Annotated in this window: 10 protein-coding genes and 1 pseudogene; 5 read left to right on the forward strand and 6 right to left on the reverse strand. The window is 45.6% G+C overall.

Annotated elements, in window-relative coordinates; all coding sequences use genetic code 11:
• Positions 1 to 102: 102 nt before the first annotated feature.
• A complete protein-coding gene (lepB, locus tag BAZ21_RS05410; RefSeq protein ID WP_068497802.1) occupies positions 103 to 723 on the reverse strand; it encodes a signal peptidase I in 621 nt (206 codons plus the stop codon).
• A 329-nt stretch (positions 724 to 1,052) separates the two neighbouring features.
• Here lepB and BAZ21_RS05415 point away from each other — a divergent pair, with 329 nt between their 5' ends.
• From BAZ21_RS05415 to BAZ21_RS05425, 3 genes are all read left to right on the forward strand, one after another.
• Positions 1,053 to 2,402: a right-handed parallel beta-helix repeat-containing protein gene (locus tag BAZ21_RS05415; protein WP_068497805.1), complete on the forward strand. Its 1,350-nt coding sequence runs from the start codon at positions 1,053 to 1,055 to the stop codon at positions 2,400 to 2,402.
• Positions 2,403 to 2,513: 111 nt separating this feature from the next.
• Complete coding sequence (locus tag BAZ21_RS05420; RefSeq protein WP_068497807.1) at positions 2,514 to 4,046, forward strand: MFS transporter; 1,533 nt, start codon at positions 2,514 to 2,516, stop codon at positions 4,044 to 4,046.
• A 50-nt stretch (positions 4,047 to 4,096) separates the two neighbouring features.
• Positions 4,097 to 5,224 (forward strand): glycoside hydrolase family 88/105 protein, encoded by a 1,128-nt coding sequence (locus BAZ21_RS05425; RefSeq protein ID WP_068497808.1) that lies wholly within the window; start codon positions 4,097 to 4,099, stop codon positions 5,222 to 5,224.
• A gap of 70 nt (positions 5,225 to 5,294) precedes the next feature.
• On the opposite strand, the pseudogene BAZ21_RS05430 reads toward BAZ21_RS05425, so the two are convergent.
• The 5 genes and pseudogenes from BAZ21_RS05430 to BAZ21_RS05450 form a co-directional block, all read right to left on the reverse strand.
• Positions 5,295 to 5,621, reverse strand: a pseudogene (locus BAZ21_RS05430) (PD-(D/E)XK nuclease family transposase); the annotation flags it as partial.
• Between the two features lie 80 nt (positions 5,622 to 5,701).
• Entirely contained in the window at positions 5,702 to 6,655 is a 954-nt protein-coding gene (locus BAZ21_RS05435; protein WP_068497811.1) for a polysaccharide deacetylase family protein, read from the reverse strand.
• Positions 6,656 to 6,866: 211 nt separating this feature from the next.
• On the reverse strand, positions 6,867 to 8,822 hold the full coding sequence (locus tag BAZ21_RS05440) for an acyltransferase family protein (protein ID WP_068498041.1): 1,956 nt from the start codon (positions 8,820 to 8,822) through the stop codon (positions 6,867 to 6,869).
• A gap of 269 nt (positions 8,823 to 9,091) precedes the next feature.
• Complete coding sequence (locus BAZ21_RS05445; protein ID WP_068497813.1) at positions 9,092 to 10,441, reverse strand: sodium-dependent transporter; 1,350 nt, start codon at positions 10,439 to 10,441, stop codon at positions 9,092 to 9,094.
• A 347-nt stretch (positions 10,442 to 10,788) separates the two neighbouring features.
• Entirely contained in the window at positions 10,789 to 11,706 is a 918-nt protein-coding gene (locus BAZ21_RS05450; RefSeq protein ID WP_068497815.1) for a helix-turn-helix transcriptional regulator, read from the reverse strand.
• Positions 11,707 to 11,935: 229 nt separating this feature from the next.
• Here BAZ21_RS05450 and BAZ21_RS05455 point away from each other — a divergent pair, with 229 nt between their 5' ends.
• Together BAZ21_RS05455 and BAZ21_RS05460 are read left to right on the forward strand one after the other, a co-directional pair.
• Positions 11,936 to 12,292 carry a hypothetical protein gene (locus tag BAZ21_RS05455; protein WP_068497816.1) on the forward strand — a complete coding sequence of 119 codons (357 nt, stop codon included), beginning with the start codon at positions 11,936 to 11,938 and terminating at the stop codon, positions 12,290 to 12,292.
• Positions 12,293 to 12,330: 38 nt separating this feature from the next.
• Entirely contained in the window at positions 12,331 to 12,936 is a 606-nt protein-coding gene (locus BAZ21_RS05460; protein ID WP_068497819.1) for a pentapeptide repeat-containing protein, read from the forward strand.
• Positions 12,937 to 13,174: the final 238 nt, after the last annotated feature.

The raw sequence follows: 13,174 nt of genomic DNA on the forward strand, positions 1-13,174 counted from the left end.
GTAAAACGGAGTAGGCGGAATGGTGCTGTACAAGGAAGCGGTGGCGATGGGAAGCACCATCCGTCTGCGAGTGGCACGATGGGTAGCTTTTAAGTTCAACTTTTATTTATGCTTGACCCACTGCATACTGTCCAGCGGCCAAAATATCACATCCGCACGTCCAACAATATCTTTAATTGAGACAAAGCCAATGGCACGACTGTCCCTACTGTTATTGCGGTGATCACCCATGACAAATATATAACCCTCGGGAACCTTGGAATCCGTTATGGTCCCGTTTGGAAAGTCCACATTGTTGTATAGCTCTCCCTTGGCATGCGCCGCCTGAATGGCCCCTTGAATGTAGGGCTCCTCTACTTTCTTGCCATTTACGTACAGATTGTCACCTTGGTATTGGATCTGATCCCCCGCAACACCAATGACGCGCTTAATAAAATCCTTACCTTCTTTTCTGACATGAAATACAATAACCTCACCGGGCTTGGGATCACGCAAACTATAAATGATCTTGTTCACGACAACTCGTTCATCTGTCTTGAAGTTCGGTTCCATGGATGCTCCCTCAACGATAAATGGTGCAAATAGCAGCCAACGTATAATGAACACGAGCACAATGGCTACAATAATCGCTTTAAGCCAATCTATCATCTCGCTTTTAACCAGCGGCTGCTTTTCCAGCAATTCTTTAGACGTTGGATTCGTCAAATCATTCCCGTTCTCCATGCGTTAAACCTGCCTTTTCTCACAGATTTCGTTCCTATTATATGTATAATGTTTAAGTATAATCAAATTTTCCCAGTCTGGCAAAAATATATTTTTAGTTGAAACAAAAGTGTGAACTTTTTTTCACAATATTAAAAAAACAACAAAAAACTGTTGATGCAAACGTTAACATATATTACACTGTGCATATGCATCTTAGAGCGTTATGGACATATAGTAGGAGAATCTGTCACCCAGGAGGTGTCCTGTTTTTACTGGAAAGACAGCATGAACCACTTGTAAATATGCTATCTATTTCAAAATAAGAGCTCAAATAAGGAGGAATTTACATGTTTAAACGCAATGATCGCACAAAACACGGATTTAACGCTCTAAGCCTCGGTGTTTCTTTTGTTTTCGCTTCTTCATGCATTATTGGAACCGCTTACGCAGATACGTCATCCAGCATTACTTCCTCTACCCCCTCTGCAGAGATTTCCAGCACAGTTGATTCATCTGCTGTCTCCACAACGTTGGCGGCGGGTGACTTATATGTAGCACCAAATGGTAACGTGTCCAATCCGGGCACCATATCCAGTCCTACCACTCTCGAAGCAGCACTTACACAAATTGCACCGGGTAAAACGATTTACCTGCGCGGCGGCAACTACGCCTACTCCTCAACGATCACCGTTCAGCATGGGAATAACGGCAGCAAAGGCTCACTCAAGGGACTGGTTGCTTACGGCAGCGAAAAGCCGGTACTTGATTTTTCAGCTCAAGCCTTTGGTTCAAGCAACCGGGGACTTCAGCTTAACGGCGACTATTGGCTGGTAAAAGGGCTTGAAGTCAAAGGTGCCGGGGATAACGGTATCTATATTGGTGGTAGCAATAACCGGATTGAAAATGTGGAAACCCACCACAACCGGGATACTGGACTTCAGCTTGGACGTTACTCCACTACCGCCTCCAACAGTGAGTGGCCTTCAAACAATTTGATTTTGAATTCCTACTCTCACGATAACGCTGATCCCGATAATGGTGAGGATGCCGACGGCTTTGCTGCCAAGCTGACTGTAGGACCAGGCAATGTATTTGATAACTGCGTGGCTGCGTACAACGTAGACGATGGCTGGGATTTGTATAGCAAAACCGAAACGGGCCCCATCGGTGAAGTAACCATTCTGAACAGTGTTGCCCACCACAACGGGCAGACCTCAGACGGAACATCTACCAAGAACAGTGACGGCAACGGCTTTAAGCTGGGTGGAGACAAAATCAAAGTCAACCATATCGTGAAAAACAGTATTGCTTACCAGAACAAAAAGCACGGCTTCACCTACAATAGCAACCCAGGCAGTATTACGTTGACCAATAATACCTCGTGGGCCAATGGACAAAGTAATTTTGCTTTTGACAAGGGTGATCATGTATTCATCAACAACCTTTCCTTTGAGGGAAGCTCCAGTGACAAAACAAGCGGTACAGATCAAGACAACTCCAGTGTTTGGTGGAAAAACAAAAAATCGACGAATGCCAAAGGTCTGGCAGTCAGTGCAGACGACTTTGTCAGTCTCACGCCTTCCATCACACGAGGTGCAGACGGTTCCATCCAGTTGGGTAATTTTCTTAAGCTGGCCAAGGGAAGCGATCTGATCGGCTCGGGAACACCGAGCGGTACCAATATAGGGGCTCGCTAAAGCCCCTTCCAATCAGGACGCCCTGGCCCATCTACCAACTTAGACAATTCTGCATTATATAGCGACCGGTGATTGTCCTCATAACCATAGAAAATATGAGGTGAACAGACCATGGAACGAAAAATCACACTGAAACACACTCTCGCCTATGGAAGCGGTAACATGCTGGGAAGCGGCGCACTCGCCGTCAGCGGCGCATGGCTCATGTACTTCTATACGACCTTTTGCGGACTGTCTCCGGTTCAGGCCGCAGCCATTTTCTCCGTTGCCAGCATCATAGATGCAGTCAGCAATCCGATCATGGGCTTCATCAGCGACAACTTTCACCGAACCCGCTTGGGCCGTAAATTCGGCAGACGCCGTTTTTTCATCATGCTGGGTATCCCGCTGATGCTCGTGTATCCGTTGCTTTGGGTAGATGGGTTGGGCTTCTGGTATTACCTGAGTACCTACGTGCTGTTTGAGCTGGTATATACCTCTGTTATGGTGCCGTATGAAGCACTTGCCGCAGAGATGACCCGGGATTTCGGCGCTCGCTCCAGACTGACTGGATGGAAAGCAATGTTCGGTAAAATGGCCAACTTTGCTGCTGCCTTCATCCCTGGTCGCTTTATCGCCGCTTACGGCAAAGATTCCCCATTGCCCTTTTTGTACACCGGGCTTGTGTTTGCAGCTATTCTGCTGATTGCTCTGGCATTTTTGTACAAAAACTCCTGGGAACGTCCCGACGAGGAACTGCAAAAGGAATTGGAAGGCGAGGCTCCTCTCTCTTTTATTGATTCCATGAAAAAGCTCTTTGTCGATATTTCATCGACTTTCCGGGTGAAAACGTTCCGTCATCATCTCGGTATGTATTTAGGGGGCTTTTCAGCGGAATGGCTGTTCACATCTGCCTTCACGTACTTTATTGTCTTCTCCTTGTTCCAAAGCTCGGAGATGGTATCCAATCTCAACAGCTTTAACTCTATAATTCAACTGATTTCCACCTATTTGTTCATTCAATTTTGCGTGCGCAAAGGCTTCCGTATGCCTTTCATCGCCGCACTCGTCATCGTATGCTTCAGCGTACTGGGCTACGGCGTGCTCTACTTGACAGGTGCCTCCAATATGATGATGTGGTTGTACGTGATCACACTGTTCATGGGACTTGGTACAGGCGGTGTCTACTACATTCCCTGGAACCAATATACGTTCCTTGCCGATGTGGATGAAGCACTGACTGGTCGTCGCCGCGAGGGCATTTACGCGGGTATGATGACGTTTGCTGGCAAAATGGTGCGGGCCGTTGTCGTCTTCATTCTCGGCTGGGTGTTACAGCACTTTGGCTTCGTATCCGGGGCCGATACCCAACCGGTTGCTGCTCAGCACGCCATCTTTTATGTACTCGTCGTCGGTACTATCGCTCTGGCGATCATCGGTATGATTGCTTCTGTCGTGATGAAGCTGGATATTGACAGTCACAAGAAGCTCATCGCCGAAATTGATCGTCTCAAAAACGGGGGCTCCATGAAATCAGCCAAGCCGGAAGCACGTAAGGTGTTCGAACAGCTGACAGGGTTTAATTACGATCGGTGCTGGGGCAACAACAATGTAGGCTTCAAGAACAAACCCGTTGACCCTAAGACACATACTCCGTCCATGTAAACCAAAATAACGATCATAGATCGAACATTTTCCAAAGAGGTGACTGTATCATGGCAAATCCGATATCACAACCAACAACCAATCCGACAAAAACAAATTCCTGGGCTGTACGCATGAGCGACTCTGTACTGGCACGAAGCCCTGAATTTTATGAAAAATGGGAATATGACCACGGTGTCATTTATAAAGGCCTGGAATGGGTTGGCGAGCTGACAGGTGATCCCAAGTATATGGAATATGTAAAAAAACATATGGATCATTTTGTTGACGAAAATGGCGTTATTCAGCGCTATAAAGTAGATGAGTACAACATCGACCACGTAAATAACGGCAAGCTGCTCTTCTCTCTGTATCGTGCCACAGGGGATGAACGTTATAAGAAGGCAGCTTACCAATTACGCAGCCAGCTGGAAAAACACCCACGTACCGGCGAGGGCGCATTCTGGCATAAGCAAATCTATCCATACCAAATTTGGCTGGATGGCCTGTACATGGGTGCACCGTTCTATGCTGAATTTATCCGCGAATTCGGAGATCCGTCAGAGTTTGACGATGTGACCCTGCAATTCAAGCTATGCTACAAGCATACGCGTGACCCTGAAACAGGTCTGCTCTACCACGCTTGGGATGAGAAGCATGAGCAGCCTTGGTGCAACCCGGAGACAGGCTGTTCCAAAAACTTCTGGGGCCGCTCGATCGGCTGGTTTGTCATGGCACTCGTTGACGTGCTGGACTATATTCCGGAGGATCATGCAGATCGTCCTGCCTTGATCAATATGCTGACAGAGACACTGGAAGCCCTGCTGAAGGTCCAGGATGAAGCTAGCGGTGTCTTTTATCAGGTGCTCAATCTGGGCCACGTGAAAGGTAATTATCTGGAAGCATCCGCTTCCTGCATGATTCTCTATGCGATCGCCAAAGGCGTGCGCAAAGGCTATTTGCCAGAGCATTATCGTCAAGAAGCGGAAATCATCCGCAAGGGAATTATCGATGAATTTATTACGATTACCGAAGAAGGACTTGTAAATCTGAACAAAACGGTGCAAGTAGGCGGCTTGGGCGGTAAAGATCGTCGGGACGGTACATTCGCTTACTATATCAGCGAGCCTATTGTAACCAACGATCCTAAAGGGATCGGTGCTTTTATCCAGGCGATGGGTGAAGCAGAACGGATCTAAAGCCAAGAGCAACTCCATATGCTGCAATACAAAGGACGAGGGCTAATGACCCTCGTCCTTTTGTGATCCATCATTTATTTTTTAAATCCAAAATCTCTGACTCAGACAGCCCAGAGGCTCTTACTATAATGGAAATTTCAACTCCCAAAGTAAGAAGCTCTTTGACCATTTCAACCGCCTTCTTCCGTTTACCTAAAGCCTCACCACGAGCCTCACCGCGAGCCTCACCACGAGCCTCACCTTCAGCTAGCGCTCCTTCAATCATAGAAGCTTCATCATGCAAGTATTTCTGTCTATCCTCATATAATCGGCGGGCTTCTGTATCCTGACTAAGAAATTCTAACGTATCCATTGCTTTCTTTAATACAGGCTCATTCATCTTCAGCACCTCCCATGTACCACGCTGAGAAATCCTTAGACACACTACGCAGGAACAAACAAATTGTTTTTAATCAGTATTTTGTATCATTCGATTTTCTACTTCATAACTTTAAATTCATAGCCCTGTTTTTTGAGATACTCTATAATTTGCGGCAAAGCTTTCGCAGTTTCTTCCTTGCCATAGGTATCATGCATTAAAATCACGGCCTTTTCCCGACCTTTTACCGACCGTATAAATTGGTTTATCAATGCGGGCGCTTTTTTGGGTGAACCCTCTGCATCTTTGTTTAATACGTTCCAATCTACTTGATGGTAATCCTTTTGAAGTAGTACTTTATCCAATGCAGCCATCCCCTGCGGATCTCTTCTCTTCCATGTCATATGGCCTCCCGGAAATCGGACCATTCTTGTAGAGAATTCCGGCCCCAGAATACTCTTTAAGACCTGATTATTCCTTTCAATATCCTGCATAACACGCTCAGTATTTACTTTCCTGTGAGGATACAAATACTTATAATTATGTGAATACGTATGATTTCCGATCGCATGGCCTTCTTTAACGATTCTTTTGACGATGTTCCTTGTATGTTCGTTTTCATTGGCTTCCTTGCCTACGATAAAAAAGGTTGCCTTTACTTTCTGTTTTTTCAGAATATCCAGTATTTGAGGTGTTACCGTCACAGATGGTCCGTCATCGAAAGACAGGTAGGCTACCTTTTTCCCATTAGCTCCATCCGGCTTTTGCCCGAGCATTTGCTGGTTTAGATATTTCTCAACAAAAGCGCCATCTTCAACGCCGGTCTCATCTTTTGGTAAAGCTGCTTTACCCTTGGAATCCGTATTTGCTTTTACTTTAGATGGATCATGCGCTACGGAATCTGTCTTTTTAGCAAGCTCCTGTGTTTGCGCTGGTTTGCTGTCTGAAAACATAATCGTAATCAAAGTAATACAACCCACTATAAATAATAAAATAGCAGCCAACATGAGTCTTCTTCTGTTCCTCTTTGAGCGGTGCTCGCTGGCCCTACTATGTGAATAGCCCTTTTCCATAAGCTTATGTACCTCCACACCACATTTAATATTCTCTCGATATAGACGTATTTACATGAGGATTTTTCAAAATCCTTACATGGGTTACTTTACCACAAAGTGCGCTGCCCTTCGGATACTAAATAAGAAAAACCACCGGATCAGGGGACAACCTACTCCCGGTGGTCTTTCACTTACATTGCATAAATAAATGTATGAGTATGATTGCTAATCATGAAGATTGCTTCGTGAGGGCCTGAGCCAGCAAAGACGCATAGGCTTTGGCCCCCTTGGGTTTCAAATGGACTCCGTCATGTTCGAAGTATGAGTTTTTACCAGAGCTGGCTCCGTACCAATCGATCATCGTAATTCGTGAGTCCTGGGAGGCCGCTTCGGCAAGATGCTTGTTCACAATGCTCTCCCACGGTCGAGGTACACGGGTATTCACAAGTATAATACGCTTCGCATCCTTCAGACTGGCCAGCAGATTGGATAGCTGGTCCTTGGTAAAAGCACCGTTCGTGCCCAGCTCAATAATAACCGTCTTCCCCAGCTGCCCGTTCTGTCTCAGCTGCTCCAACACGGCAGGCGCTTCCGCCATCTGACGGCCGATCCGCCCATCTACAACGGCGCCCGGAAAGGATTCCTCAATGTACGACTGGACATCCAGCATGACCGAGTCCCCGATCGCGGTCACACTTGAACCATCAACTGTCGTAGGTGCAGCTTGTTGGGTTGAAGTATCCGATGGTGTCGTGAGATCATCGGTAGTCCCTGCCTTGACCGCCGTATTTTTAGGCGTTTGGGGCCCGGTCGACGCTGGAGTCTGCGCCTTGCTGCCTTGGGATGCTTGCGGCGGCTCGACTTGGGGCTCCCTGGAAGCCACAGATACCGTTCCATGGAGCGGTGGCATCGCCTTTGGCTTTGCAACAGGCGTCTCATCGCTTGACGCTGCCTGTATCGTTGCATCAGGAGACGCCACGTACAGGTGAACAGTACCCGCAAGTACGCCTACAAAAAGCATAGATGCTGCCGTTGCAGGTATCCATCTCCACCGTGCCTGTCTGCGAACCACTGAACGGATTCCCGCAAGCCAACTACGGAATCCCCCATGGCGGATCGGCTCCTCGATATATTTATACGAGAGAGAGGTCAGCAGTACGGTAGCTAACAGTTGTACTATGATTCGCGTAACATGCACACCATCGGTATCCACCTGAGGTGTCGTCAGTGTGATGACCGGAACATGCCACAGATACAGCCCGTAGGAACGGGCGCCAATCCAGCGCAAGGGCTTGAGTCCCAGCAGTCGGCCAAGATGGCTCACCGGATGTGCCAACGCTGCGACTACAATAGCAGTGACCAGCGCGATGCCTAACAATCCACCCCGGTACAGAGACGGGTCATATTCATTCGAGGCCCACGCCCAGTGACAAAGCAGCAGCAAGCTAATTGCGCCGATGCTATCCAAAAGCAATCGCGCCTTTGCTGAGGTCTGCTCTTTCAGCTTGCCGCTCGGCCATACCAAGGCCAGCGCTGCACCAATGAGCAGAGCGAACCCGCGCGTATCCGTGCCATAATACACCCGGCTCGGATCGCTTCCCGGCACGTAAATCACGGCCATCAAAAGCGCAGAGATTAACGCCAGACTTGTCACCCAGCCGGCGAGCACACTGCGCCTCGGCATGCATTTTAGCCCCAACGCCAACAGCAGCGGCCACAAAATATAAAATTGCTCCTCCACCGCCAGCGACCACAGGTGTCCGAGTGGAGAAGGTGGACCAAAGCTTTCAAAGTACGAAACCTGATGAAAAATAAACCACCAGTTGCTCATATACACTAAAGCGGCAGGTACATCTCCGCGCAAGGCTGTAAGCCGTGACGGATCGAAAAGTAGCGAGCACAGAACAATGACAGCCACAACCGTCAACATGGCAGGCAGCAACCTTCTGGCACGACGCAGCCAGAAATCTTTCATTTTAAAGCTATGATATGTATCCCACTGACTGACCAAAATATCGGTAATCAAATACCCTGACAAAGTAAAAAACACACCTACACCCAACAAACCACCCGGCAACCAGTCCGGATTCAGATGATAAACAATGACTGCGATGACCGCCAGCGCTCTTAATCCGTCCAAGCCTGGCATATAACGACGTTGTGATGGCAACCGATTCAATTTCATTTCAGCCGCCGTCCTTCTTGCAAACTCAAGCTCCCTGTCTGTTCCAATCTCTTCTGCCCTTTCCCTCTCCTGCACATCGTCTGTGCGATGCCCTGTAGCCTTTTTGTTCATTATATAAAACTTCATAATCGTAGTGATTTCAATGAAGTTAAAATTAATGACAATGTTTTTATTATATCACTCCTTTCCACAGTTAGGTAAGCACTGATAGATATACAAAAAAAGGTATCTCTTCCCTTGGGAAGAAAATACCTTTTTATTGGTTTTGCTTAAAATTTGATAATTCCTGAGGTGTGCAGGAAGACCAGCAGCATCAGGATCGGTGCAACATACCGAAGACCAAACAACCATACGCGGAACCAGAAGGGTTTGAGATTTGCATGCTCACCCGCAGTCTTCCAGTAGTAGCCTGTAAATATAACAATCAACAAGCCGCCTAACGGCAAGAAGATGTTGGAAGCTGTGAAGTCAACGAAATCAAAGAAGGATTTGTCGCCGACTTTCAATTCCGGAACCAGTCCCATGGACAATGCAGAAGGGACACCCAGCATCAGGCACAGGACAGATACGATGATAACCGAGCGAACCCGGCTCCAACGGAACCGCTCCATAACATAGGCTACGGGTACTTCCAGCAAGGATACCATAGAACCTAATGCAGCAACCGCCAGCAGTACGAAGAACAACCCGCCGAAGAAAGCACCGAAAGGCATGGCAGAGAACGCAGCCGGTAAAGCAATAAAGACCAGAGACGGCCCTTGAGCCGGGTTAATTCCAAAGGAAAAGGTTGTAGGGAAAATAATCATACCTGCGATAAATGCATAGATTAAATCTCCGCCACCAACTGCCAGCATGGCTCCGCCCAGCGATTGTCGACGATCCACATAAGCACCGTACGTGACCATAATCCCCATCCCCAGTGAGAGCGAGAAGAAGGCATGTCCCAAAGCAACCAATGCAGACTCTATACTAAGTTTGGAGAAGTCAGGATTCAGGAAGAAGGCTACACCCGCACCCGAGCCTGGCAGCATAAGCGCATTTATCATTAACACGAGCAACAGAATAACCTTGGCAGGAATCAAAATTTTATTGAACTTTTCAATTCCGTTCGATACCCCGAGAGTAACCACGACTGCTGTAAATGCAAAAACAACTAACAGCCAAACCAATGGAGCGTAGCCCGAGGAAAAGGAAGCAAACTGTCCGGCGAAATCATTATTTGAAAACAGACTTCCACTGAATGCCTCTACGGCATAATGCAGTGTCCAGCCTCCTACAATGGCATAAAACGACAAAATAACAAATGGCACGATAACAAACATAATGCTCATCTTGCCCCAAATCGGATGACCGCCCACTTTGACCATGGCAGAAGCAGCACTTCCTCGACCCGCACGGCCAAGCGCAAGCTCCGCTAAAAGGACTGGCAAGCCTACAAGCAACAGGCAGATGATAAATAACAAGAAAAATGCAGCTCCGCCATATTGTCCAGTAATATACGGAAATTTCCAAATGTTGCCCAATCCTGCCGCACTCCCGATCGCTGCCAGGATAAATCCGGCCGACGAGAAGCGTTCATTTTTATCAGACAGGCTATTCTGCCCCTTGCTCAAACTCATTATATCCCCCTCATTCATCTCTACTTCCGCATAAACATAAGCATGCGTACATAAATAATTTTTACTCATTATAGCGTAAGTAGGATGTAAGGTCATACATAATTTTTCACTATTTATCGAATTTATTTTTATATTGTCGAATATCTACACAATCCTACAAAAAACTACATTTTTTCTTCGACATTCTTCTTTATAATTGCCTCTCCCATGCGATTGGATACTTTTTGATAAATATACGAAATCGCCAGCAATACCACACCGAAGGAGAAGTAGGCTACGATGGTGCTTCCTGTTGTTAACAGGTGCAGATCAAATAGATCAAGTCGTTAGGGTGCTTTCAAAGCAATCTAAGAATGAATATACTTACTGATCGAACGCTGGAGTCTATTGTATATTTCTTGACGTACATGTTCTGGTTCCAGACATTCACATTTGTCCCCGAAACTGAGCAAGTGTCCATAGCCGTAGTCATTTTCAATAAATGGGAAGAAGGCTACCAACTTATTGTCTTTATAAGGCTTGATATTCTCCTTGCCACAATAACCCTCCATATACATTCGTAGTGACTCATCAATAAGCAGTTTAAGAATAACCTGCTCCTTTTCAGTAGAGTCCCATGGTTCAAATGCAAAGCTTTTGGGAGAAAAATGTTCATTATGCAATGTGAGCGAAGACATACATGAAAGCCTGAACATACGAAATCCTTGTCGAGTGGTACAGTAGGCCTGCAAATACCAGCTGGCATCTTTGAGTACTAATCGGTATGGTTCAACTTTATGTTGGGTCAATTGATCAAATTGGTCTAAATAGTTGAATGATATTAATAGATTTCTTAGAAGAGCAGTTTGCAATTGCTCGAAATTGGGCCGTATAGTTGCTTTTCCGAACCATGGAGAAGGATCAATAGCCATCTTGCTCTCTACAAAACGAAGTTGTTCTTCAGATACCAAGGACTTGACTTTAGCGATTGTATTCAAAATTTCTTCACTAGACATGGAGGCATGAAGTCCATTTAAGCCTAGCAATAAAGCTGTTATATCCGCGACAGTAAATATTTTTTTCTGAATTTTATATTTCTCCATAATCCCGATCCCTCCACTCGCACCAGGATAAGTGATAATAGGAATGCCAGCTTTGTTTATGGTTTCAATATCTCTAAAGATGGTTCTGGGAGTAACTTCAAACATTTCAGCAAGCTTGGAAGAACTAACTCTATCTCGCTCTAGTAGCAGCATGACTATAGACAGAAGACGATCAATCTTCATGAGGACCCCCTAAAAATTTTAACGTTGAAATTAGAAATATGACAATATGCTGTCATAATTCTATGTGATAATCTTTGAATTGTCGACATTGAAGAACATAGCTTGATAGAGAAGAAAGTGACGACTTTTTTCTTTTTCACATACAGTTATTAATTTTATTGAAAAGGTAATACCACCTCATGATGTAATACGCTCCTTTGCTGCGGTAAGAATACAGGAGGAACCAAACATGAATCTGATAAGTAAAGAAGTAACTCATATTACTTTCGGGACTGGGCGGATCATCTTCATGACGGAAAAGCGGCTAGATGTTCATTTTGCAGAATCCATTGGGCCAAAGGCATTCGTCTACCCAGATGCTTTTGGCAGCTATTTGCAAATGAATGATTCCAATGCGCAAGCCTTTGTCTTTGAGGAATATATGAAGAAAAAGGAACAGATAGAGGCAGAGAAACAGAAATTGGAACAGCTTTGTAAAGAGAATGAAGAGGAGCGAGTGCGAGCTGCCACTGTAAAGGCAGCACGAACGACAGCCAAGAAAAAACGAGAACAATCTAATAGGTTAAAAAGCAGCAAAGTAAAGTAACCTGCTAAGGTGAATAGATTTATGGTTCAGGAGGCCCAATGTACGACTATAAGGATCAATCATATGAGAAGGTTCAATTTAACGGGAAAGATTTACGTTACGGGGAACTGACTCAATGTACATTTATTCAATGCACATTTGATCATGCTTCTATGGAAGAGATTGTGACCAAGCATTGTCGGTTTATAGAGTGCAGTTTTCATGGAACGGCCTTGAACGGCTCCATTCATCATGAATCAGCTTTTGAAAATTGTAATTTTGTCGCAGCTAATTTGTTTGTAGCTAAGTTCATATCCTGTAAAATGACAGGCTCCGATTTTTCAGGTGCTCAGCTGGATGGAATAACGATCACTGAAGGGGACTGGTCCTATACAAATCTCAGACTGGCCCCATTGAGTAAGCAAGATTTAAAGAACATACGTTTATGTGAGGCTGACTTAACAGAGGCTAACTTGGAAAAAGCCGATCTAAGAAAGTCCGACTTAACCGGCGTGTCCTTGGCAAAGGCCCGGCTTCGGGGAGCTGATCTTAGAGGAGCTATCCTGGAGGGGATCGATCTTAAAAATCTCGATTTGAGAGGAGTACGAATGGATAGCTTACAAGCTATTACTTTTTTGAAGTCCTTTGGTGTGAAGGTGGATTAATGTTGTAAGCGAAATATCTATCGTCAATCTGGTTTAAACATTCCAGAGTTTTTCTTGTCCAGCGGATACGAGTTAAATGCCTGGGTTCTACAGCAGAACGTACCTTTGGCGAGGTTGTTTCATCTAAAAAAATTATGTAAATTTGATCCCTGTATTCCTTCATGGAGGAAAAAAGACTTGACAGGTGTATGATACGATTATTTTGTACGTGTGGAAAATAGGATTAATGTACTTGCGA

The organism is Paenibacillus kribbensis (assembly GCF_001705305.1).
GTDB lineage: Bacteria > Bacillota > Bacilli > Paenibacillales > Paenibacillaceae > Paenibacillus > Paenibacillus kribbensis_B.